Here is a 21,984-nt window from a genome sequence, read left to right on the forward strand (position 1 = left end):
GAGCAATATGCGTCTGGTCATTATCAGCGGCCGTTCCGGCTCAGGAAAATCCAGCGCCCTGCACGTGTTGGAAGACCTCGGTTTCTATTGCATTGACAACCTGCCGGTGGCCTTGCTGCCGGCACTGGTGCATCAGACGGAAGGGGAAGAAAAACTGTCACGGGTGGCGGTAAGCATTGATGCCCGCAACCTGCCCCATGCTTTCGACCGCATCGACGATGTCCTGCACGAATTGCCCAGTGAGGAATACCAGCTCGATGTGGTGTATCTGGATGCCAGCGAAGAAGTGCTGCTGCAGCGCTTCAGCGCCACCCGGCGCAAACACCCGCTCACCGGCCCGGACGTATCTCTGGCCGAAGCCATCCGGCAGGAAAAACAGCTGCTGCACCCGATTGCCGACCTGGCCGACCTGACACTGGATACCACCAGCATGTCGGTACACGAGCTGCGCAGCCAGATTAAACTGCGGGTCGCGGGAAAATCCGGCAGCGACATTGCCATTCTGTTTGAGTCTTTTGGTTTCAAACACGGCGTCCCGATTGATGCCGATTATGTATTCGATGTGCGCAACCTGCCCAACCCCTACTGGGACCCGGCGTTACGCCGCTTCACCGGCCGCGACCAGGAAATCATCGGTTTTCTGCAGAATGAACCCCAGGTGCTGGCCATGGAAAGTGACATCACCTCGTTTATTACCCGCTGGCTGCCCAGTTTTATTGAAGCCAACCGCAGTTACCTGACCATCGCCATCGGCTGCACCGGCGGCCAGCATCGCTCGGTCTATCTGGCCGAGCAGCTGGGCGCGCTGTTCAGCCAGCAATATCCACAGGTGCAGGTTCGCCACCGTGAACTGAACGGCGTGCACTGAGGAAGCCATGATGATTCGCACGGAACTGCTCATTATCAACAAGCGTGGCCTGCACGCCCGTGCCGCCGCCAAACTGGCCGGCACCGCCAGCCAGTTTGCCAGCAGCATCCGTTTAGGCAGCAGCAGCCAGATGGCCGATGGCAAAAACATCATGTCGGTGATGATGCTGGCGGCCAGTCAGGGCACCACCTTGCAGGTGGAAATCAGCGGTGATGACGCCGATGCAGCCCTCGCCGCCCTGACCGATCTGTTTGCCCGCCGTTTCGACGAAGACGAATAACCCTCTGATGAACGCCAGTAGGGCGACAAAGTTGGCCTGATGCCATAAAAAACAACCCACTGAACCAGATTCTTCAGGTTCTTTCGTGGTGCCGGACGGCCGTTACCGCTAAAATCCGAACCACTGCCCCTTAATTTCCGGACCTGAGCAATGGCGCAACACAGCGAAAAAGCCAAAGCAAAACTGCACAGTCTGAACGCCGCCCTCGAAAGCGGCGCGCTGACTCAGGTCAAACGCATCCTGAATTCCGGTCTGGCCCCGGTTGACGTTGCTCACCTGATCGAATCATCGCCCCCGAAAGCCCGTAAATTGCTGTGGGAGCTGGTCGACAAAGATCTCGAAGGTGAGGTAATCCAGCACCTGAGCGAAGAGCTGCAAAGCCACTTCCTCAGTGATATGAGCGCCGAAGAGGTTGCCGACCTCACCGCCGACATGGACACCGACGACGTCGCCGACATGCTGCAACAGCTGCCGGAGCGCGTGACCCAGGAAATTCTGGAGTCCATGGATGATCAGGACCGCGCGCGTCTGGAAGCCATTATGGGCTATCCGGAAGACAGCGCCGGCGGTCTGATGAACACCGACACCATTACGGTGCGCCCGGATATCACCCTGGATGTTGTTTTACGTTATCTGCGCCGGCACAAAACCCTGCCGCCGATGACCGACAACCTGGCCGTGGTTAACCGCCAGAATGAATTCATTGGCATTCTGCCGGTCAGCAAACTGCTGGTCAGCGATCCGCAGCAAACCGTGCGCGAAGTGATGACCACGGACTCCCGGGTTATTCAGGCCACCCAGCACGAAAGTGAGGTTGCCAAGGTCTTTGAACGTCACGATCTGGTGTCCGCCCCGGTGATTGATGCCAGCGGCAAGCTGGTCGGCCGTATCACCATCGATGACGTGGTCGACGTTATCCGTGATGAAGGCGACCATTCCCTGCTCAGCATGGCCGGTCTGGATGACGAAGAAGATACCTTCGCGCCAGCGCTGAAATCCAGCCGCCGCCGGCTGGTCTGGCTGTTTATCAACCTGCTGACGGCCTTTACCGCCGCCACCGTGATTGGCCTGTTCAAAGATACGATTGAACAGATTGTGGCGCTGGCCGTACTGATGCCCATTGTTGCCAGTATGGGCGGTATTGCCGGCAGCCAGGTACTGACGCTGGTTATCCGTGGTCAGGCGCTCGGCCATATCAGCAACGCCAATATCAACTGGCTGCTGCGCCGGGAAGTATTGATTGCCGGCATCAACGGCACCTTACTGGCACTGGTCATCTCACTGATCACCTTTTTATGGTTTGGTGACCCCTATATTTCACTGGTGATTGCCCTGGCCATTGTGATCAACATTACCTTTGCTATGCTGGCCGGCGCTGTGCTGCCGATTCTGATGAAAGCCAAGGGCATTGACCCGGCCCTGGCAGGCAGCGTGGCGCTGACCACCATCAGTGATGTTGTCGGCTTTATGTCCTTCCTGGGATTAGCCACCCTTATTGTCCTCTGACTGAATTCAACCTTATGAAACATACCGACTACCAGGATGATGATGAAGATTTCATCAGCAAATCCGAACTGAAACGTGAAGCGCACCGCCATCAGCAGCTGGGCAAAAAACTGGCTGACCTGAATCCGAAGAAATGGCGCGACCTGCCGATCAGCGAAAACCTCTACAACGCCCTGGTGGAAAATAACCGCCTGAGCCAGAACGAAGCCAAACGCCGGCACCTGCAATTCATTGGCAAAATCATGCGCGATGAAGACGTGGACGCCATTCTGGCCGGACTGGAACTGCTGGATCCGTCCAGCGAAGCCTACGGTCGCCGCATCAAGCAACAAGAGATGTGGCGCAACCGGCTGGTCAGTGATGACGCTGGCCTGAATGCCTTTATTGAAGAGTTTCCGGCGGTTGACCGCCAGCAGCTGCGCAATCTGGTGCGCAATGCGCAGAAAGAAATGAATTCAGAGCCGCCCAAGCCCGGCACCAACTATAAGAAACTGTTTCAGTTTATTCGTGAGCAGATGGAAGGCTGACGCCTTCTGCCTTCATGGTGGTTGCCAGCCCTGCCGGGCTGGTTTAGCCGCCACTGCGTGGCAGCTTATGCGGGGCTCCGCCCCTGGCCGTCACTGCGTGACGGCTTTTTGCGGCCTTCGGCCGCTGGTATTGCAAGGGGAGGTATCCCCTTGCCAACCCCTCTGGCCCGCGTTCCAGCTGGTTCCTCGTTTACCAAAGCCAATGACGCATACGCGGCCAAGGGGGAGACTTCAGGCATCCTGCCTTTCGCCCTGCGGGCCAGCCTTCGGCTGTTCAATTTTGTTCCAACAAAATTGTCCATGCCCCTACCCGCTCGTTTGGAGTCATCCAAACGATGCTATTGGCTTTGCCAAACTTCGGGCTGGAACGAATGGGCCGGGAAAAACCGTAGAAATTTGAGAGAATTTTGGCGGCCTGCGGCCGGATATTTTTTGTTTTGAGCGAAGCGCACAAAAACATTGACGGCGTAGCCGCTACGGTTTGAATCGCGCCTATAGCACGCCGAAATGAACCGTCGTTGACAGGCCCGCCCGGATGGACCGGGCGAGGATCGTGGCGCACGACGCGCCTTACGATCCGTGGCCGTCGGCAATGACGGTGAATGAGGAAATACGTGCTATACAGCGCAAAGCTGGAGCGCGAGGATAAGTTCCTCGCAATCGGGGCGCGGGGGCGGAGCCCCGCATCAGCTGCCACGCAGTGGCAGCTAAATCAGCCCAACGGGCTGACCAGCCTGCAGGGCTGGCAACCAGGCGCCGTCAGCAGCGCTTATGCTGCTCCAGCGGCATACGCCGGCGCACATCAACCAACAACTCCGCATTCAACTCAGCCACCACCACGCCCGGCTCATCGGCCAGTTCAGACAGCACCTGGCCCCAGGGGTCAATAATCTGCGAATGGCCCCAGGTACGGCGCTGGTCGTCGTGCCAGCCGCATTGGTTAGCGGCCAGTACGTAGCATTGAGTTTCTATGGCCCGCGCCCGCAGCAGCACCTGCCAGTGCGCTTCGCCGGTGGTGTAGGTAAAGGCTGCCGGGATACTGATGATCTCAGCGCCCTGCTCGCGCAGGCGCTGAAACAGGCCGGGAAAACGCAGATCGTAGCAGATCGCCAGCCCGAGTTTCCCCACCGGGGTGTCGACCACCACCAGCTCCTCACCGGGGGCAAAGCGTTCGGATTCGCGGTAGCGGTTGTGGGCGTCGCCGACATCGGCATCAAACAGGTGGATTTTGTCGTAGCGGGCCACCAATTCGCCCTGATCATTAAACACCAGCGACGCCGAACGCACGCGCGGGTCGCCGTCCGGGCTGGTCATGGGCACGGCACCGGCCACCAGCCACAGCTTGTATTGGCGGGCCCAGCCGGCCACTATCTGCACATACTGCGGATCCGCGGCTATAGCGGGGTAGCGCTGGCCGTCCAGACTTAAAAACATCTCCGGCAGCAACACCAGCTGAGCACCCTGTTGCGCCGCCTGCTGCACCCCTTGCTCCGCCCGTTGCAGGTTGTGCAGCGGGTCGGCGCCACTGTTCATCTGTATGGCCGCAAGCTGTGGCATCAGTCGTCCTCCAGGCCGAAAATACTGAGTATCCGTTGTTTCAGGCTGCGGCTTTCACTGCCATCGACCTGATTATCAAAGGCCCGCTTCAGGCGCATATCCGGTTCACTCCAGGTACCGCCGATGTCGTAGCTGGTGCTGGTAAAGCGGGATAATTCATCGCCGATTAACTTTTCCGTCACATAGATCGAGGCTGCCACCGGCGGCGCGAAACCGGCCAGAATCGCCACCATCGGCAGGCTGCTGGTCACCGGCAGGGTGACGGCCAGCTTCATATTCAGAGTTTCATCCATCAGATTGGTACTGCCCGAGGTCTGGAACCGGCCGCTGGGGCCATCCACCAGCAAGGGTTCGGTAAAGGTCAGCACGCCCTGTTCCAGCCGGGCACTGCCGCGCAGGGTGTCAAAGGCCACACCGCTTTGGTACAGGTCAGAAAAATCCAGCTTCAGGCGCCGGCTCATGGAGTTGACGTTCAGCACGCCAAATGCCCGCAATGCACCGGCGCCATCCGATACCAGGGAACCATCGCGGATACGCAGAGCAACGTTGCCGGCCATGGTCGCCACGTTGTAAGCCAGCGGCGAGCCAGCCCAGCGAAACTCACCACTGCCTTCCAGTTCGCTCCCTTCCACCACCGGCACCTGTCGGAAACCGCGCTGGATGGCACCAACGTTTTTACTGCCGAAGCTCAGCCCGCTTAACACGGTGCTGTGGCGGCCATCCTGATATTGCCACTCCAGCTGTCCCTGCAGCCGCAAACCATGAATATCACTGTCGTGAATCTGTACCTGTAAACCCTGCCCGGCCGGGCGGCTGCTGAAGTCCCAGCGCCCCATCTGGCGGTCGCCGGCAAAGACTTCCGCCACCGTCAGATCAAGGGCCGGTAAGTCCTGTGGATCAACCTCCTGCAACGGATCAGCAGCCGTTATGGCCACGGGTGTATCAGCAGACACTCCGGAGGCAGCCTCGGCGGTCGCGGCAGGCGGTTCGGCATCACTGTGAGGGAAATGCAGATAATCAAGTTCGGCTCGCAGTGGCCCGGTGCCATGCGGAATCTGTACCAGCCCCCGCAACAACTGACTGTCGACGTTGAAATCCCAGCGTTGCGGCTGTTGCTGCCCCAGCACGCCGGTGACGCCCATCGGCATCCCCCAGGCCAGCACCTGCCCCAGAGTTACATCAATACGCTGCAATGGATTACTGCTGCCAGCCGCATCACTGTGAGCGCCAGCCACCGCCTGTTGCTGCTGATAATGGCTGATCCGTTGCCAGGCGTCCCACCAGTCTTCCGCGATCAGTTCCGTCGCCAGCTGGCCGCTGAGCAGTACTCCGGGCTCCGCCGGCAAGCTGGCCGGCAGCCCTCCCAGATGGATCTGGCCGCGCTGCAGTTCGGAACCTTCCAGCAGCAGGTCGGCATCGACCAGCTCGTTGTAACGGAACTGCATCCGCAGCCCGTCACCGGGTTGCAGAACCACCTGCAGCGGAGCCACTGCGTCCACGTCTTTGCCAACCGGGTAAGGCAGATCAATGCGGGTGCCGGTCAGATCGGATTGCAACCGGAAGCGCAGGCCCTCTGCCGTCAGCTGCATACCGGCCTGATAGTTCAGTTGACCACTTAACGGTTCCAGCAGGAATAAGGGCAGCCACTCACGGAATGCCTGCCACTGGCCATCCCCCTCGCCCTCCAGATAAATATTCAGCGCCCCCGCTGCGGCGACCTCGGAGCGGATAGCGGCCCGGAACGTGCCGCCGAAGATCCGGCCACTGAGCGCCCGGGCACTGAGGCCGGTTTTGCTGGTGTAGCGTAACGCACCGTCCAGCGCGGTCATGGTCAGATCCAGCTCGCCCAGATGCAGGCGGTTTTCACGGACGCTGGCATCAATGCTGATATCCGGCCCGCCACTGCCGGCTCCCAGCTGCTGACGCAGCAGAATACCGGCCTGCAACGGGCCGCTGGCCTGCCACTGATCAAAGGCGTGATTAACCACCTGCTGCAACGGGGTGTGAGTGAAGTACTGCAAGGCCTCGCCGCTGTCACCCTGTAAGCGGGCACTGACTTCCAGCTCACTGCCGCCGGCCCGGCCCGGCCGCAAGCGCACCCGGCCACTGTTGCTGAGCAGCTGCCCGCCCAGGGTACGGCCCTGATCGAGCCAGACATCCAGCGCCGGGGCATCCAGCAACAGCCGGCCCTGTAGCTGTTCGGCCGGCGGCCAGTCAGGCAGATAACTCAGCTGCGCCTGCATAAATTCCAGATACAGCTGGGTACTGGTGCTGTTGCGCGGGTGTTCTGAACCCAGCACCGTCTGCAGGGCAAATGCCGCCTGCCGCGCATTACCCTGCTGCAGGGACTGATCGAGCCAGTTGCGGACTTCCGCATCCACCAGATCGGGAATCAGTTGTTCGCGCAAATCCAGCGGCGCCTGCGGCAGGCCCAGCAACAACCCCAGACCGGCTTCGCGCGGGCTGTCACGGCCGGGCAACTGAATCTGTAATTCGGCCGTTACCGGGTAACTGCTGATACCGGGCTGATCAGCCGGTCTGTGTTGCAGGTCAGCCCGCAACCCCTGCACCTGCAGGGTTGAAAGCCCCGGCTGCAGGAACCAGCGGAATACGCCCTGCACATTTTCCAGCGCCCAGGGCTGTGGATACAGATCGGCGAGGTGGATCAGCATCTCATCCCCGCTCACCCGCAAGGCTCCGGCCGCAGGGTGAATATGCAGGCTGCCGCTTAACCCGGTAAAGGCGGGGATTCCCCGGTACGCCGAACTGCTGACTTCATCCAGCTGAGCGCGGACATCCAGCCTGGCGGCGGCGTTGGCACTGGCGGGTAAAAAAGAAAAGCGGATATCACTGGCCCGGCCTTCCGGCTGGGTGCCGGCGATATAGGGGGCAATTTCGTCAGGCAAAAACTGGTGTTGCAGCAACAACCGCTGCAAACCGTCCACATCAGCGGCGGGAATACCGATCTGCCAGCCTTTGCTGCCATTCACCGCCACCGAGCTGAGGCTGAGACTGTCGAAGGGTAAGGGGGTACTGAACTGTGGCTGCAGCCGCAAATGCCAGTCACTGCCGGTATGCCGGCCAGCCAGCAATAAGCGGCCATCCGCTAATTGCAGCGGTTCACCACGGGTGTGCAAATTCAGCTGCTCCACCGCCAGATCCAGGTACAGGGCCTGTAAATCGCCATCCTGCAACCGTAACCAGCCTCTGGCCCCTGCCCGCAAGGCATGCACGCTTAATCCTGCAGGCAGCTCATCCGGCACCCAGCGCTGCCAGTCCTGCGGATCAATTTCCAGATACAGTTCACCATGCTGGTGTTGCAGGGGCCATAACGGCCCTTGCAGGGAACCCTGCACGCGGATACCGGCCAGTTCATCACGGCCCCAGTTAATCTGACCGTCGATTTCATGCTGGCGGCCACGGTTACGCCAGAATAAATGGTCAATACGCAGGGCATCGGGGGCGTGCTGCAGATCCTGGCTGTTGATCTGCCAGTCATGCAGGCTGATGGTTTGTTGTAACTCCAGCCATTGCAGCCAGGCTGGCCGCTCACCGGCAGGTTCCGGAGCGGGGGCTGCGTCAGGATCGGCTTCCGGCAGGGTTACCACCCAGCCCGGGGCCAGTTGCCACTGGCGCGGTTGCAGCTGCTGCAGCTGCAGACGCACACCACTGATTTCTATACGCCGGAACACCGGCTGCTGCCAGAAGGCACTGGCACCGATATCCAGTTCCGCTTCCAGCTGTTCAATCTGTAAGCCTTCGCCGCCACCAACGGTAAGCCCCTGCACCGTCAGGGTGGGCGACAGTATCGACCAGCCCCCCTTCAGACTGGCCATCTGCACCGGCTGTCCGAGCAAGCCGGACAAATACTGTTCGGCTTCCGGCTGCCAGGTTTCCACCAGCGGTGCCAGCTGACGGCCAAGGCTGGAGTACAGGGCCAGCATGACCACGGCGACCACCAGGGTGATCCACAGCTGTGTCCAGAGTTCGCGTAGCCAGCTCATGCGTTACCTATTGCAGAATGATGTCGTACTGATCCTGAACGTACTGACTTTCGACCTGCAGTTTAATGGTTTTACCAATAAAGGCTTCCAGATCGGCCAGACCATTGCTGTCTTCATCCAGCAACCGGTCGACCACTTGCTGACTGGCCAGAACCAGATAGGTTCCGGCACCATAAGCCCGTTCTTCACGCAGAATTTCGCGGAACACTTCGTAGCAGATGGTTTCGGCGGTTTTCACCGACCCGCGACCACCGCAATGATGACAGGGTTCCATCAGCATTTGCTCGAGGCTTTCGCGGGTGCGCTTGCGCGTCATTTCCACCAGCCCCAGCTCGGAGACGCCGCTGATTTTGGTTTTGGCGTGGTCTTTTTCCAGCACTTTTTCCAGCATCCGCAGCACCTGGCGCTGATGCTCGGCTTCCACCATATCAATAAAATCAAGAATGATGATGCCACCCAGATTACGCAGCCGCAGTTGCCGGCCAATGGCGGTGGCCGCTTCCAGATTGGTTTTGAAGATGGTTTCTTCCAGATTGCGCCGGCCGACAAAACCACCGGTATTCACATCGATGGTGGTCATGGCTTCGGTCTGGTCAATCACCAGATAACCGCCGGATTTCAGCGGCACTTTGCGTTCCAGCGCGCGCTGGATTTCATCTTCCACACTGTACAGTTCAAACAGCGGCCGCGGGCCGGGGTAATACTCAATACGGTCGGCCACTTCCGGCACGTACTGGTTTACAAACTGCTCGATTTTCTGGAAGGTCTCACGCGAGTCGATAAAAATTTTGCTCACTTCCGGCCGCGCATAATCGCGCAGGGTACGCAGTGACAACGGCAGTTCGTCGTAGACCACCGACGGGGCTTTGTTGTCGCGGATACGTTCTTCCAGTTTGCGCCATAAACGGCGCAGATAGCGGGTGTCGGCCAGTATTTCATCGGCCCCGACACCTTCCGCCGCCGTGCGCACAATAAAACCGGCATCACCGCTGTTCAGCCCTTCACTCTCCATGCACTGCTGCACCAGCTGCTTCAGACGCTCGCGCTCCTGATCGTCATCAATGCGCTGGGAAACCCCGACATGCTCTTCCGCCGGCATATACACCAGATAGCGCGACGGGATGGCCAGTTGCGTGGTCAGCCGCGCACCTTTGGTACCGATGGGGTCTTTGGTAACCTGCACCACCAGTGACTGGCCTTCGTGCAACAGCTGGCCAATGGGCGTATTGCTATCACCCTTGCCGACTTCTCCGGCATGAATAAAGGCTGCCCGTTCTAAACCAATATCGACAAAGGCAGCCTGCATACCGGGCAGCACCCGCACCACTTTGCCCTTATAGATATTACCGACCAGTCCGCGGTGGTTGCTGCGTTCGATAAAAATCTCCTGCACCACCCCATTTTCGACCACTGCCACCCGGGTTTCGGTGGGGGTCAGGTTCATCAGAATTTCAGCATTCACGACTTGGGTCCTGCTGCCAGATAGGAATTCGGAATTCGCGCAGCATGGCTGCGGTTTCAGTGAGCGGCAAGCCCACCACATTGCTGTAGCTGCCGTTAATGCCCGCCACCAGTACTGCACCCAACCCCTGAATGCCGTAGGCACCGGCTTTGTCGGCCGGCTCGCCGGTGGCGATGTAGGCGTCAATCTGTGCATCGGTCAGCGTGCAGAAGGTAACGTCGGTGCGTACCACCTGTACGGTTTCGTGATCATCCTGCACCAGCGCCACCGCAGTCAGAACCTGATGGGTACGGCCAGACATGGCCTGCAGCATACGCCGGGCATCAGCATCGTCTTCGGGTTTTACCAGAATCTGATCCGCCAGTACGCCGGTGGTATCAGACCCCAACACCACGGCACCGGGGTTCAGTGCGGACACCGCACGGGCTTTTTCCAGCGCCAGGCGGGCCACGTAAGCGGCGGGCAGTTCTGCCGGCCGCGGGGTTTCATCCACGGCCTGCACCTGAATACGGAACGGTACGCCGATTTGTTGCAGTAATTCCCGCCGTCTTGGTGAAGATGACGCCAGTACAATCATGCCAGGTGCAGCCGTTTCATGCTGACATGCAGCAGGGCATACAACCAGGGCCAGACCAGACCGGAGACCAGCGCCGGCTCCCAGATGGCGACCGGCGTGCGGTTTTCGCTCACCAGCGCCACGGCCCAGAACTGTAATACCTGATGCACCACCACCAGCAGCATCATTACGGCGGTTAACTGCAGAAAATGAAACATAATCAGGCGCCGGTACAGCAGCTGCAGCAGTACAATATGTACCCCCAGCGTCAGCACGTTCAGCCCCAGCAGCTGATGGTTTTCCACATCCAGCATCAACCCCAGCGGAATGGCCAGCCACAGACCAAACTGGTGCGGCGCATGCAACACCAGAATACTGATCAGCAACAGCAACCACAGCGGCTGTAACCAGCTGAGCAGATCCGGCATGGGCAGGTGTTCCAGCACAAAGCCGGCAAACACCAGTAATAACGTCAGAATAACCGCGCGGATCTGCATTAATCCCTCCGCCACAAGGTTTCAGGCGGCACCCGGCTGGCACCTTTACGGAACACCAGCAATAAATGCCGGCTGCGATCCAGCTGGGCGCTGGGTTCGGCCAGCACTTTCGCAAACGACTGGCCGGGAATATTTTCCACTGCCGTCACCGTGGCCACCGGATAACCGCGCGGATAACGCTCACCCAGTCCGGAACTGACCAGCAGATCACCGGGAATAATATCGGCCGTGGCCGGCACATAAATCAGCTCCAGCTCGGTCAGCGAACCGGTACCCACTGCAATGGCGCGCACGCCGTTACGGTTTACCTGCACCGGAATGGCATGGTTAGGGTCGGCAATCATCAGTACCCGCGCGCTGAAGGGCATCACATCAATGACCTGCCCCAGCAGGCCGTAAGCGTCCAGCACCGGCTGACCGATAAAAACGCCGTCTTCGCCGCCTTTGTTCACCACAATCTGCTGACTGAAGGGATCAGGATCGACGGCGATGACCGAGGCCACCAGCACGCGATCATCCACCTGCTCGGAGGCGCTGAGCAGTTCGCGCAGCTCAATGTTTTCAGTTTCCAGTGCCGCCAGTCGCTGCGAACGCAGTTCCAGCACCAGATTGCGGGCCTGCAGCTGCTGATTTTCCATCAGCAACTGCTGGCGGCTGGTGGCAGATTCACCAAACCAGCGGCCGATCAGTTGCGGCACCAGGGCAGTTTGCTGAGCCGGTGCCAGCACATAACCAATGCCATAACGCAATGGCTGCGCCCAGCCATAACGACTGTCGGTCCACATCAGCAACAAGGCCACCACCGCCAGTGCCGCCAGACGTTGCGGCTGATAGGCGGGCATATAAAAACGGGATTTAATAATGCGTCCCCTGCGTCCGGAAAAATAAGGGCTTACTATACCGGCAAGCCCGGAGAGGGGCCAGCCGCAGCCATTCTCACTGACCATCAGGCAATAAAAACGGCGCCGCAGCGCCGTTGTTATTGCCCGCCCCTGGAATCAATCCAGAGCCAGCAGTTCCAGCTGTTGTTCGCTGGCGGTTTCCAGGAACTTGCCACCGCCACGCGCCACGCAGGTCAGCGGGTCATCGGCAACAATCACCGGCAGACCGGTTTCTTCGCTCAGCAATTTATCGAGGTCACGCAGCAGCGCACCGCCACCGGTCAGCACCATGCCACGCTCAGCCACGTCGGACGCCAGTTCCGGCGGTGATTGTTCCAGCGCGCTTTTCACGGCCTGGACGATGGCCGCCAGAGATTCCTGCAGCGCCTCCAGAATTTCGTTGGAGTTCAGCACGAAGCTGCGCGGGATACCTTCCGCCAGATTACGACCGCGGACATCAATTTCACGCACCTCACCACCCGGATAAGCGGTACCAATTTCCTGCTTGATGCGCTCAGCCGTGGCTTCGCCGATCAGGCTGCCGTAGTTACGGCGGATATAGGCGACAATGGCTTCATCAAAGCGGTCACCACCGATCTTCACGGACTCGGCATAAACCACGCCACTGAGCGAGATAATGGCAATTTCAGTGGTGCCGCCACCGATATCCACCACCATGGAGCCACGGGCTTCATCCACCGGGAGGCCGGCACCAATGGCCGCAGCCATCGGCTCGTGAATTAAGTAAGCACGGCTGGCGCCGGCACCCATGACCGAATCACGGATGGCTTTACGTTCAACCTTGGTGGCCTGATACGGCACACACACCACCACCCGCGGGCTGGGGGGCAGCAGGCTGCTTTCGTGCACTTTTTTAATGAAGTACTGCAGCATTTTCTCGGTCACTTCAAAGTCGGCAATCACGCCGTCTTTCATCGGCCGGATGGCCTGAATATTACCCGGCGTACGCCCCAGCATCCGCTTAGCTTCTGTACCTACCGCCGCCACGCTCTTCTGATGTCCCTGCAAACGAATGGCAACAACCGAGGGTTCATTCAGCACAATTCCTTTATCACGCATATAAATCAGCGTATTGGCTGTTCCGAGGTCGATCGACAGATCGCTGGAAAACAAGCCTCTTAATTTCTTAAACATCCAATTGATTCCTGTTCACAGGTGGGCAAATTGCGGGTAACTCTAACAATGGCGGGGATTTAGGGCAAGGCGCATTTATGCTACTCTCAGCCGCTTTCTAACCGGCATTATAACTGGAGTAAGCACATGGCTCTGGACCAACAACAGGTTCGTGACATTGCCGATCTGGCCCGTCTGCAAATAGACGATTCCCAGATTGCGGAATACCAGACCAATCTCAGCAATATCCTCACCCTGGTAGAACAACTGGCCAGTGTGGACACTTCCGCCATTGAACCCATGGCGCATCCGCTCGATGCAGTGCAGCGCCTGCGTGCCGATGCAGTCACCGAAACCAATCAGCGCGATCACTTTCAATCCATCGCCCCGGCTACGGAACAGGGTTATTACCTGGTTCCACGCGTGGTTGAATAACAGCGGTAAGGAAGAACCCCATGCATAACAAAACCATGGCTGAGATCAGCCGCGACCTGGCCGCCGGCGCTTACAGCAGCGTTGAAATTACCAATGAGTTGCTGAACCGCGTGCAACAGCGCGATGCGCAGTACAACAGTTTTATCACCGTTACCGCCGAGCAGGCGCTGGCACAGGCCAAAGCCGCTGACACCCGTCGCGCCGCCGGCAATGCCAGCGATTTAACCGGCGTGCCCTTTGCCCACAAAGATATTTTCTGCACCAACGGCGTGCTGACCACCTGCGGTTCAAAAATGCTGAGCAATTTCGTCGCCCCCTACGACGCCACCATTGTCGACAATTTCAATCAGGCCGGTGCCGTATCACTGGGCAAACTGAATATGGACGAGTTCGCCATGGGCTCGTCCAACGAAAGCTCCTTTTATGGCGCCGTCGCCAACCCCTGGGATAAAGACCGTGTTCCTGGTGGTTCCTCCGGTGGTTCTGCTGCTGCCGTGGCCGCCCGTCTGGTACCCGGCGCCACCGCTTCGGATACCGGCGGTTCTATTCGTCAGCCGGCGGCTTTTTGTGGCTTAACCGGCCTGAAGCCGACCTATGGCCGCGTCTCCCGCTGGGGCATGATCGCTTACGCCTCCAGCCTGGATCAGGCTGGCACCATCACGCGCACGGCGGAAGATGCCGCGCTGATGCTGAATGTAATGGCCGGTTTTGATGCCAAAGATTCCACCTGCATGAATCATGAAGTGCCGGATTACCGCAACACGCTGAACAACAGCATCGCCGGCTTAACCATCGGCCTGCCGGAAGAATATTTCCGCAGCGATTTAAGCGCTGATATGCAACAAGCCGTGCGTAACGCCATTGCCGAATACGAAAAATTGGGTGCAAAGGTAAAACCGATTTCACTGCCCAATACCCACCTGGCGATTCCGGCCTATTACATCATTGCGCCGGCCGAATGCTCCGCCAACCTGTCGCGCATGGACGGTGTGCGCTTTGGCTACCGCTGCGACAACCCGCAGGACATTAACGACCTGTACAAGCGCTCCCGCGGTGAAGGCTTCGGTCCGGAAGTAAAACGCCGCATTATGATCGGTGCCTATGCGCTGTCGGCCGGCTTCTACGATGCCTACTACAAAAAAGCGCAACAGGTGCGCCGCTTAATCAAAAACGATTTCGCCGAGGCCTTTAAAGAGGTTGATCTGATTGCCGGTCCGGTAACCCCGACCCCGGCCTTTAAGCGTGGCGAAAAAACCACCGACCCGGTGGCCATGTATCTGGAAGATATTTTTACCATTGCGCTGAACCTGGCCGGCTTGCCGGGCATGTCGGTTCCTTGTGGCATGGTGAATAACCTGCCGGTGGGACTGCAGTTAATCGGTAATTATTTTGACGAAGCGCGCCTGCTCAATGCCGCGCATCAGTTCCAGCAGGTGACCGACTGGCACCAGCAAAAACCGGCCGGTGTGTGAGGAGTTCTGAGATGGAATGGGAAGTTGTTATCGGCCTTGAGATTCACGCTCAGCTGGCCACCAAATCAAAAATTTTCTCCGGCGCCGCCACGCAGTACGGTGCCGAAGCCAACACTCAGGCCTGCGCGGTGGATTTAGGTTTACCCGGTGTATTACCGGTGTTTAACGAAGAAGCCCTGCGCATGGCGGTAAAATTCGGCCTAGCCATTGATGCCGACATCGGTAAAAAATCGGTGTTCGACCGCAAAAATTATTTCTATCCAGATCTTCCGAAAGGCTACCAGACCACCCAGCTGCACCACCCCATTGTCGGTAAAGGCTGTATCGAAATTGAGCTGGATGACGGCACCACCAAACGCATTAACGTAACGCGCGCGCACCTGGAAGAAGACGCCGGCAAATCCGTACACGAAGGTTTCAACGGCATGTCGGGTATCGACCTGAACCGTGCCGGTACGCCGCTGGTGGAAATTGTGTCGGAACCGGAACTGCGCAGCGCCAAAGAAGCCGCCGCTTATTTCCGCAAAATGCACAGCATTGTTACTTATCTGGGTATTTGCGACGGCGATTTATCCCAGGGCTCCATGCGCTGCGACTGCAACGTCTCATTGCGTCCGAAAGGCCAGCAGGAATTCGGCACCCGCACCGAAATTAAAAACGTCAACTCGTTCCGTAACGTCGAGCGCGCCATCGAAGCCGAAATTGAACGGCAGATGGATCTTCTCGAAGACGGCGGCAAAATCCTGCAGGAAACCCGTCTGTACGACGCCGACAAAAACGAAACCCGCGCCATGCGCTCGAAAGAAGTCGCCAACGATTACCGCTATTTCCCTTGCCCGGATTTATTGCCGGTCATCATTGATGACAACTACATCGAAGCCGTACGCGCCACCCTGCCGGAATTACCGGATGCCAAGCGCAAGCGTTTTGTTAAGGATCATGGCCTGTCACCGGTGGACGCAGCTGTACTGGCGTCCAGCCGCGAACTGGCACATTACTTTGAAACCGCCGCCAAAGCCGCCAACGACTATAAACTGGCCGCTAACTGGGTGCAGGGCGATGTATCCGCCACGCTGAACCGGCTGGAAATCGGTATCGACCAGCTGGCTGTGTCAGCGGAACAGCTGGGCCGCATTCTGCAGCTGATCAAAGACAGCACCCTGAACAACGGCGGCGCCAAAGAAGTGTTCAACGCCCTGCTGGACAGCAAAGGCGATGGCAGTGCGGCCTGCATTGATGCGCTGGTAGACAGCATGGGCCTCAAGCAGGTATCCGATACCGGCGCCATTGAAGCCATTGTGGCGGAAGTGCTGGCGGCCAACCAATCGCTGGTCGATGGCTATCTGGCCACTCCGGAAGACAAGCGCGCCAAAGCCATCGGGCCCTTTATTGGTCTGGTGCGCAAAGCTGCCAAAGGGGTAAACCCGCAGGTGGTGATGGACGTTCTGCAGAAGAAGCTGAACGAGCTGGGCTGATGCATCATCCGGCCGCCGCCTGACCCTGGTCATGACAGCCGCCGGATAGCTCTGCTACAAGGTTGTTTGTGCATCAACATCAGGGAGTTCTGCATGCAATTTAAACTGATTCTGGTGTTCGTCGATGACGAGAAAACCGACAAGGTGCTGGACGCTGCCCGTGCTGCCGGCGCGACCGGCGCCACCATCATCAGCCATGCCCGCGGCCAGGGACTGAAAAAAATGACCGGTATCTTTGGCTTAGAACTGCTGAATCCGCGGGCAGTTTTGCTGATTCTGGTAGAAGAACGACGGGCTGACGCAATCCTGCAGGCGGTCACCGATGCCGGTGGTCTGGATGAACAGCTGGATACCGGCATCGCCCTGATGCTGGATGTGGATAAAGCCTTAGGCCTGACTCAGCATATTGAAGCGCTGCAAAAAGAACATCCGCTGTAACGATCTGCTCTGACAGCCATAAAAAAACCGCCAACTGGCGGTTTTTTTATGCTTCACACTGACGCTTCAGGAAATTACTTAACCACTTTCAGGGCTGGTTTCGTACCTGAAGGTTCCGGTGCCGACGGCGGCGGCAGATCATCCGGATCGGGCGCACCCGCTTCGGTACCAAATACCATACCCTGACCATTCTCACGGGCGTAGATAGCCAGAATCGCCACCACCGGCACAAAGACCGACATCGGCACTCCGCCAAAGCGGGCGTTGAAGGATAAACCATCGTTATCGATCAACAGATTCTGTACTGCCGCCGGGCTGATATTCAGCACAATCTGGCCGTCGTTCACAAACTCCTGCGGCACCTGCACGCCCTGCAGGCCGGCATCGACCAGCAGGTAAGGCGTACACTGGTTATCCAGAATCCACTCGTGCAGTGCCCGCACCAGATACGGACGACTGGGGGTCATGGCACGGCTCATCAGTCGCGCATTTCCCGCTCACGATCCGACAGGCTGGCCTGGAAGGCTTCGCGGTCGAACAGGCGTTCCATATATTGCAGCAAGGGTTTGCACTGTTTTTCCGGCAGTTCGATGCCCAGTACCGGCAAGCGCCACAGGATAGGTGCCATGCAGCAATCCACAATCGAGAATTCCTCGTTCATAAAATACGGCATTTCAACAAAAATCGGCGTAATGGCGATCAGGCTTTCAGTCAGCTCTTTACGGGCTGCCTCAGCCTCTTTGCCTTTACCGGTCAGAATGGTGCGGATCAGGTCGCCCCAGTCTTTCTCAACGCGGTGAATCCACAAACGGCTCTGTGCACGGGCTACCGGGTATACCGGCAACAGCGGCGGATGCGGAAAACGCTCATCGAGGTATTCCATCATCACATTCGGCTCGTACAGAACCAGATCACGGTCGACCAGAGTCGGCAGTGAATTATAAGGATTCAGGGATGCCAGATCCTCCGGCTTGTTATCCGGATCCACGTCATGAATATCAACCGCGACCCCTTTTTCAGCCAGTACGATACGTACGCGATGGCTGTAATGATCGGACGGATCCGAAAAAAACGTCATGGAAGAGCGCTTCGCTACAACCCCCATAGTTTCCTCACCTTTTATCAGCAAACCCATTAAACAAATACAGCCCGGCCGCGGGTTGCGCGGTCGGGCTCTGTGTCAGCAAGACCAATCGTCTTACTTAAAGTCTTTCCAGTACTCTTTGTTCAGCATGTATACCGGAACAAAGAAGATGGCCAGGAACAACAGCACCCACCAACCCAGACGCTGACGCTCCAGTGCAATCGGCTCGCCCATATAAACCAGGAAGTTCACCAGGTCATATACCAGCTTGTCGTATTCTGCAGCACTCAGGGTACCCGGCTCGGCCAGATACAGCACACCATCCTGTTCTTCGGTAATTTCCTGGCCGGTCAGGGTGTCAAACCCTACACGCACCTGCGCAGTACCTTTTACCTGAAGGCCCTGCAGTTCACCCAGAACATGCGGCATACCAACATCTTTGAAGACTTCGTTGTTGACGCCGTAAGGACGGGTCGGGTCTTCATAGAAGCTGCGCAGGTAGGTATAAACCCAATCCGGACGACGCACACGCGCCACCAGAGTCAGGTCCGGCGGCGTCGCCCCAAACCATTTTTTACCGTCTTCTGCGCGCATAGCGTTGGTCATCAGGTCACCGAATTTTTTATCGGCAAACACCAGATTTTCCATCATCAGCTCTTCCGGAATATCCAGATCACGGGCCACACGGTTATAACGACCGTGTTCCAGCGAGTGACAGCCCATGCAGTAATTCATATAGGTCTGGGCACCGCGCTGCAGTGATGCAGTATCGGTCAGATCGGTCAGGTGCTTATCCAGCTGCACAGAAGGAGCTGCCGCCATAGCAACGGCAGGAATCAGTGCGGCAATTAACGCAAATACTTTTTTCATGCTCAGTGGCCCCCGGTTACACGCTCAGGTACTGGTTTGGTTTTTTCCATGCTGGTGTAGATCGGCATGGCCAGGAAGAAACCGAAATAGATCACCGAACCGATACGGGACAGCAATGTGTTAATGTCGGTTGCCGGCTGAGTACCCAACCAGGTCAGCAGAACGAAAGCTGCTGCGAAAATCGGGATCAGAGTACGGCTGATCCAGCCCTTGTAGCGCCAGCTCTTCACCGGGCTGCGGTCCAGCCAGGGCAGTACGAACAGAATGGCAATCGCAGCGCCCATGGCAATAACGCCCAGCAGCTTATCCGGTACCGCACGCAGAATCGCGTAGAACGCACCGAAGTACCATACCGGCGCAATGTGGTCCGGAGTCTTCAGGCCGTTGGCCGGCTCGAAGTTCGGGTATTCCAGCATAAAGCCGTTACCTTCCGGGAAGAAGAACATCACGGTAGAGAACACCATCAGGAATACCACGATACCGACCATGTCATGCACGGTGTAGTAAGGGTGGAACGGAACGCCATCCAGCGGCTTGCCGTTTTCATCTTTCAGGGCTTTGATATCCACGCCATCCGGGTTGTTGGAACCCACTTCATGCAGCGCCAGCAGGTGCAGAACCACCAGCATCACAATCACCAGCGGTACGGCAACCACGTGCAGGGCGAAGAAACGGTTCAGCGTAGCGCCAGAGATCAGGAAGTCACCACGGATCCACTCAGTCAGAGCATCACCAATACCAAAGGGAATAACGGAGAACAGGGAAATAATTACCTGCGCACCCCAGTAAGACATCTGACCCCAGGGCAGTACATAACCCATAAAGGCTTCAGCCATCAGCGCCAGGTAGATCAGCATACCGAAGATCCAGATCAGCTCACGCGGCTTCTGATAAGAGCCGTACATCAGCGCCCGCATCATGTGCAGGTAGACGGCAATAAAGAAGAAGGTGGCACCGGTAGAGTGCATATAACGGAGCAGCCAGCCCCATTCCACATCACGCATGATGTATTCAACGGAAGCGAAAGCACCTTCGGCACTGGGCACGAAGTTCATGGTCAGCCAGATACCAGTAAGGATCTGGTTAACCAGCATCAGCATCGACAGTACGCCGAAGAAATACCAGAAGTTGAAGTTTTTCGGCGCATAGTACTTGGACATATGCTTTTCGTAGGTCTGAGTAACCGGCAGACGATCGTCAATCCAGCCCATCAGAGTGTTTTGCTGCTTGCTCATCAGGCATTCTCCTCGTCTACGCCGACTACTACGACGTTATCGGATTCATAAGAATACGGCGGAATAACCAGGTTATCAGCGGCCGGAGAGCCATTGAAAACACGGCCGGACAGGTCAAACTTGGAACCGTGACAGGGGCAGTACCAGCCACCTTTCCAGTTGGCATCGAAGGCTTCCGGCTTAACTTCCGGGAAGTATTTCGGTGCGCACCCCAGGTGCGTACAGACACCCAGCACCACAATCAGCTCCGGATCACGGGAGCGATGCAGGTTATCGGCATACGCCGGCTGCTGAGCTTTGTTGGTGTTGAGCGGATCTTTCAGATCGCCATTCAGAGACTCCAGCAAACCGAGAGTCTCAGGGGTACGGCGGGTAACATAAACCGGCTTACCACGCCATTCGGCTACCAGCATGGCACCCGGTTCGATTTTACTGATATCCACTTTCGCCGGAGCACCTGCTGCCTTAGCCTTCTCACTGGGTAACCAGGATTTTACGAAGGGTACTGCGACGAAGCCTGCACCGACAGCACCGAGGGCAGCGGTCGTGCCCAATAGCAGAGTGCGCCGACCCTTATTCACGCCGTCTTGACTCATTACCATCATCTCCCATCAAAGAAATTCTTGCGCAGCTCGCTGGCCAAAAGCTTTTGTATCGTTTTAAAACAGACCATGCGCAGCATGCAGAGCGGCGCACATAGTAAAGAAATTAGCCGAATGAGACAACCGGAAAACCCATAGCGAATGGGGTATTAGAGGCATAAAAAAAACGCCCATTGACCTAGGACAATGGGCGTCTTTATAAGCGGCTTCTGCCAGCGTATTAACGCTTGGAGAATTGTGGCTTCTTACGTGCTTTACGCAGACCCACTTTCTTACGCTCAACTTCACGGGCATCACGGGTTACATAACCAGCGGCGCGCAGAGTCGGACGCAGAGTTTCATCGTACTGCATCAGTGCACGGGTAATACCGTGACGGATTGCACCGGCCTGACCGTTGCCGCCGCCGCCGTTAACGTTTACATAAACGTCAAATTTGGCCAGGCTTTCAGTCAGTTCCAGCGGCTGACGAACTACCATGCGGGCAGTTTCACGGCCGAAGTACACATCCAGAGGACGATTGTTAATTACGATGCTGCCAGTACCCGGACGCAGGAAAACACGTGCAGTAGAAGTCTTGCGACGGCCGGTACCATAGTATTGAGTGACTGCCATGATCTTATCCCAGTTTCAGTTCTTGCGGTTGCTGAGCAGTATGCGGATGCTCGCTACCGGCATAAACTTTCATTTTCTTGAACATGTCACGACCCAGCGGGTTTTTCGGGAGCATGCCCTTAACAGCCAGTTCAATAACTTGTTCCGGCTTGTGGTCAATCAGCTTCTCGAAAGAGATGGACTTCAGACCACCCGGATAACCGGTGTGGCGATGGTACATCTTATCAGTCGACTTATTGCCGGTGACCTGGATTTTTTCTGCATTGATAATGACGATGTAATCGCCGGTATCAACGTGAGGAGTGTATTCTGGCTTGTGCTTGCCTCTCAGACGGCGAGCAACCTCAGTGGCCAGGCGACCCAGCGTCTGCTCAGCTGCATCAACAACAAACCACTCACGTTTTACGGTTTCGGGTTTCGCGCTGTAAGTTTTCATCAAATTCTCGCCTTTAAGGGCAGGTTGATTCGTAAAGAGGGCGGCATTCTAT

Annotated in this window: 22 protein-coding genes; 8 read left to right on the forward strand and 14 right to left on the reverse strand. The window is 57.4% G+C overall.

Going from position 1 to position 21,984, the window contains the following annotated elements:
• Positions 1-7 precede the first annotated feature (7 nt).
• The 4 genes from rapZ to yjgA all read left to right on the forward strand — a co-directional run bounded on the left by rapZ (position 8) and on the right by yjgA (position 3,181).
• On the forward strand, positions 8-868 hold the full coding sequence (gene rapZ, locus GJQ55_RS11270) for an RNase adapter RapZ (protein ID WP_228345064.1): 861 nt from the start codon (positions 8-10) through the stop codon (positions 866-868).
• Positions 869-875: 7 nt separating this feature from the next.
• The gene (locus tag GJQ55_RS11275) at positions 876-1,148 is read left to right on the forward strand and encodes an HPr family phosphocarrier protein (RefSeq protein WP_338149180.1); all 273 of its coding nucleotides are present in this window, start codon (positions 876-878) and stop codon (positions 1,146-1,148) included.
• 150 nt (positions 1,149-1,298) lie between these two features.
• Positions 1,299-2,654 (forward strand): magnesium transporter, encoded by a 1,356-nt coding sequence (gene mgtE / locus GJQ55_RS11280; protein ID WP_228345065.1) that lies wholly within the window; start codon positions 1,299-1,301, stop codon positions 2,652-2,654.
• A gap of 14 nt (positions 2,655-2,668) precedes the next feature.
• Positions 2,669-3,181 carry a ribosome biogenesis factor YjgA gene (yjgA, locus tag GJQ55_RS11285; RefSeq protein WP_228345066.1) on the forward strand — a complete coding sequence of 171 codons (513 nt, stop codon included), beginning with the start codon at positions 2,669-2,671 and terminating at the stop codon, positions 3,179-3,181.
• Positions 3,182-3,940: 759 nt separating this feature from the next.
• Here the strand turns inward: yjgA and GJQ55_RS11290 are convergent.
• The 7 genes from GJQ55_RS11290 to GJQ55_RS11320 all read right to left on the reverse strand — a co-directional run bounded on the left by GJQ55_RS11290 (position 3,941) and on the right by GJQ55_RS11320 (position 13,293).
• On the reverse strand, positions 3,941-4,738 hold the full coding sequence (locus GJQ55_RS11290) for a carbon-nitrogen hydrolase family protein (protein WP_228345067.1): 798 nt from the start codon (positions 4,736-4,738) through the stop codon (positions 3,941-3,943).
• Positions 4,738-8,742 (reverse strand): YhdP family protein, encoded by a 4,005-nt coding sequence (locus GJQ55_RS11295; protein ID WP_228345068.1) that lies wholly within the window; start codon positions 8,740-8,742, stop codon positions 4,738-4,740. Before GJQ55_RS11295 ends, GJQ55_RS11290 begins: the two co-directional genes overlap by 1 nt.
• A gap of 7 nt (positions 8,743-8,749) precedes the next feature.
• A complete protein-coding gene (rng, locus tag GJQ55_RS11300) occupies positions 8,750-10,204 on the reverse strand; it encodes a ribonuclease G (RefSeq protein WP_228345069.1) in 1,455 nt (484 codons plus the stop codon).
• On the reverse strand, positions 10,194-10,781 hold the full coding sequence (locus GJQ55_RS11305) for a Maf family protein (protein ID WP_228345070.1): 588 nt from the start codon (positions 10,779-10,781) through the stop codon (positions 10,194-10,196). The genes rng and GJQ55_RS11305 overlap by 11 nt, the downstream gene beginning before the upstream one ends.
• A complete protein-coding gene (gene mreD, locus GJQ55_RS11310) occupies positions 10,778-11,257 on the reverse strand; it encodes a rod shape-determining protein MreD (RefSeq protein ID WP_228345071.1) in 480 nt (159 codons plus the stop codon). The genes GJQ55_RS11305 and mreD overlap by 4 nt, the downstream gene beginning before the upstream one ends.
• A complete protein-coding gene (gene mreC, locus GJQ55_RS11315) occupies positions 11,257-12,099 on the reverse strand; it encodes a rod shape-determining protein MreC (RefSeq protein ID WP_228345072.1) in 843 nt (280 codons plus the stop codon). Before mreC ends, mreD begins: the two co-directional genes overlap by 1 nt.
• A gap of 156 nt (positions 12,100-12,255) precedes the next feature.
• Entirely contained in the window at positions 12,256-13,293 is a 1,038-nt protein-coding gene (locus GJQ55_RS11320; protein WP_228345073.1) for a rod shape-determining protein, read from the reverse strand.
• A gap of 126 nt (positions 13,294-13,419) precedes the next feature.
• On the opposite strand from GJQ55_RS11320, the gene gatC reads away from it, so the two are divergent.
• The 4 genes from gatC to GJQ55_RS11340 all read left to right on the forward strand — a co-directional run bounded on the left by gatC (position 13,420) and on the right by GJQ55_RS11340 (position 17,092).
• Positions 13,420-13,707, forward strand: a complete 288-nt coding sequence (gene gatC, locus GJQ55_RS11325; RefSeq protein WP_228345074.1) for an Asp-tRNA(Asn)/Glu-tRNA(Gln) amidotransferase subunit GatC — start codon at positions 13,420-13,422, stop codon at positions 13,705-13,707.
• A gap of 20 nt (positions 13,708-13,727) precedes the next feature.
• Positions 13,728-15,179: an Asp-tRNA(Asn)/Glu-tRNA(Gln) amidotransferase subunit GatA gene (gene gatA, locus GJQ55_RS11330; protein ID WP_228345075.1), complete on the forward strand. Its 1,452-nt coding sequence runs from the start codon at positions 13,728-13,730 to the stop codon at positions 15,177-15,179.
• A gap of 11 nt (positions 15,180-15,190) precedes the next feature.
• Positions 15,191-16,654 carry an Asp-tRNA(Asn)/Glu-tRNA(Gln) amidotransferase subunit GatB gene (gene gatB, locus GJQ55_RS11335; protein ID WP_229367416.1) on the forward strand — a complete coding sequence of 488 codons (1,464 nt, stop codon included), beginning with the start codon at positions 15,191-15,193 and terminating at the stop codon, positions 16,652-16,654.
• Between the two features lie 93 nt (positions 16,655-16,747).
• Positions 16,748-17,092 (forward strand): P-II family nitrogen regulator, encoded by a 345-nt coding sequence (locus GJQ55_RS11340; RefSeq protein ID WP_228345077.1) that lies wholly within the window; start codon positions 16,748-16,750, stop codon positions 17,090-17,092.
• A 74-nt stretch (positions 17,093-17,166) separates the two neighbouring features.
• Here the strand turns inward: GJQ55_RS11340 and GJQ55_RS11345 are convergent, their stop codons facing one another.
• The 7 genes from GJQ55_RS11345 to rplM all read right to left on the reverse strand — a co-directional run bounded on the left by GJQ55_RS11345 (position 17,167) and on the right by rplM (position 21,932).
• Positions 17,167-17,571, reverse strand: coding sequence for a ClpXP protease specificity-enhancing factor (locus GJQ55_RS11345; RefSeq protein ID WP_420907145.1), 405 nt, complete (start codon positions 17,569-17,571; stop codon positions 17,167-17,169).
• Positions 17,571-18,197 carry a stringent starvation protein SspA gene (gene sspA, locus GJQ55_RS11350; RefSeq protein ID WP_228345078.1) on the reverse strand — a complete coding sequence of 209 codons (627 nt, stop codon included), beginning with the start codon at positions 18,195-18,197 and terminating at the stop codon, positions 17,571-17,573. Before sspA ends, GJQ55_RS11345 begins: the two co-directional genes overlap by 1 nt.
• A gap of 93 nt (positions 18,198-18,290) precedes the next feature.
• Positions 18,291-19,046 (reverse strand): cytochrome c1, encoded by a 756-nt coding sequence (locus tag GJQ55_RS11355; RefSeq protein WP_228345079.1) that lies wholly within the window; start codon positions 19,044-19,046, stop codon positions 18,291-18,293.
• Between the two features lie 2 nt (positions 19,047-19,048).
• Entirely contained in the window at positions 19,049-20,281 is a 1,233-nt protein-coding gene (locus tag GJQ55_RS11360) for a cytochrome b (RefSeq protein WP_228345080.1), read from the reverse strand.
• On the reverse strand, positions 20,281-20,877 hold the full coding sequence (petA, locus tag GJQ55_RS11365; protein ID WP_228345081.1) for a ubiquinol-cytochrome c reductase iron-sulfur subunit: 597 nt from the start codon (positions 20,875-20,877) through the stop codon (positions 20,281-20,283). The genes GJQ55_RS11360 and petA overlap by 1 nt, the downstream gene beginning before the upstream one ends.
• Before the next feature lie 226 nt (positions 20,878-21,103).
• A complete protein-coding gene (gene rpsI / locus GJQ55_RS11370) occupies positions 21,104-21,496 on the reverse strand; it encodes a 30S ribosomal protein S9 (RefSeq protein WP_228345082.1) in 393 nt (130 codons plus the stop codon).
• 4 nt (positions 21,497-21,500) lie between these two features.
• Positions 21,501-21,932 (reverse strand): 50S ribosomal protein L13, encoded by a 432-nt coding sequence (gene rplM, locus GJQ55_RS11375; protein ID WP_228345083.1) that lies wholly within the window; start codon positions 21,930-21,932, stop codon positions 21,501-21,503.
• Between the last annotated feature and the right edge of the window lie 52 nt (positions 21,933-21,984).

Origin of the sequence: Venatoribacter cucullus (genome assembly GCF_016132445.1) — a bacterium.
GTDB lineage: Bacteria > Pseudomonadota > Gammaproteobacteria > Pseudomonadales > Oceanobacteraceae > Venatoribacter > Venatoribacter cucullus.

Excerpts from the sequence above, each read along its gene's own strand:
- rapZ (WP_228345064.1), top strand. The coding sequence starts at position 8 with ATGCGTCTGGTCATTATCAGCGGCCGTTCCGGCTCAGGAAAATCCAGC.
- GJQ55_RS11275 (WP_338149180.1), top strand. The coding sequence starts at position 876 with ATGATGATTCGCACGGAACTGCTCATTATCAACAAGCGTGGCCTGCAC.
- mgtE (WP_228345065.1), top strand. The coding sequence starts at position 1,299 with ATGGCGCAACACAGCGAAAAAGCCAAAGCAAAACTGCACAGTCTGAAC.
- yjgA (WP_228345066.1), top strand. The coding sequence starts at position 2,669 with ATGAAACATACCGACTACCAGGATGATGATGAAGATTTCATCAGCAAA.
- GJQ55_RS11290 (WP_228345067.1), bottom strand. The coding sequence starts at position 4,738 with ATGCCACAGCTTGCGGCCATACAGATGAACAGTGGCGCCGACCCGCTG.
- GJQ55_RS11295 (WP_228345068.1), bottom strand. The coding sequence starts at position 8,742 with ATGAGCTGGCTACGCGAACTCTGGACACAGCTGTGGATCACCCTGGTG.
- GJQ55_RS11305 (WP_228345070.1), bottom strand. The coding sequence starts at position 10,781 with ATGATTGTACTGGCGTCATCTTCACCAAGACGGCGGGAATTACTGCAA.
- mreD (WP_228345071.1), bottom strand. The coding sequence starts at position 11,257 with ATGCAGATCCGCGCGGTTATTCTGACGTTATTACTGGTGTTTGCCGGC.
- mreC (WP_228345072.1), bottom strand. The coding sequence starts at position 12,099 with ATGCCCGCCTATCAGCCGCAACGTCTGGCGGCACTGGCGGTGGTGGCC.
- GJQ55_RS11320 (WP_228345073.1), bottom strand. The coding sequence starts at position 13,293 with ATGTTTAAGAAATTAAGAGGCTTGTTTTCCAGCGATCTGTCGATCGAC.
- gatC (WP_228345074.1), top strand. The coding sequence starts at position 13,420 with ATGGCTCTGGACCAACAACAGGTTCGTGACATTGCCGATCTGGCCCGT.
- gatA (WP_228345075.1), top strand. The coding sequence starts at position 13,728 with ATGCATAACAAAACCATGGCTGAGATCAGCCGCGACCTGGCCGCCGGC.
- gatB (WP_229367416.1), top strand. The coding sequence starts at position 15,191 with ATGGAATGGGAAGTTGTTATCGGCCTTGAGATTCACGCTCAGCTGGCC.
- GJQ55_RS11340 (WP_228345077.1), top strand. The coding sequence starts at position 16,748 with ATGCAATTTAAACTGATTCTGGTGTTCGTCGATGACGAGAAAACCGAC.
- GJQ55_RS11345 (WP_420907145.1), bottom strand. The coding sequence starts at position 17,571 with ATGAGCCGTGCCATGACCCCCAGTCGTCCGTATCTGGTGCGGGCACTG.
- sspA (WP_228345078.1), bottom strand. The coding sequence starts at position 18,197 with ATGGGGGTTGTAGCGAAGCGCTCTTCCATGACGTTTTTTTCGGATCCG.
- GJQ55_RS11355 (WP_228345079.1), bottom strand. The coding sequence starts at position 19,046 with ATGAAAAAAGTATTTGCGTTAATTGCCGCACTGATTCCTGCCGTTGCT.
- GJQ55_RS11360 (WP_228345080.1), bottom strand. The coding sequence starts at position 20,281 with ATGAGCAAGCAGCAAAACACTCTGATGGGCTGGATTGACGATCGTCTG.
- petA (WP_228345081.1), bottom strand. The coding sequence starts at position 20,877 with ATGAGTCAAGACGGCGTGAATAAGGGTCGGCGCACTCTGCTATTGGGC.
- rpsI (WP_228345082.1), bottom strand. The coding sequence starts at position 21,496 with ATGGCAGTCACTCAATACTATGGTACCGGCCGTCGCAAGACTTCTACT.
- rplM (WP_228345083.1), bottom strand. The coding sequence starts at position 21,932 with ATGAAAACTTACAGCGCGAAACCCGAAACCGTAAAACGTGAGTGGTTT.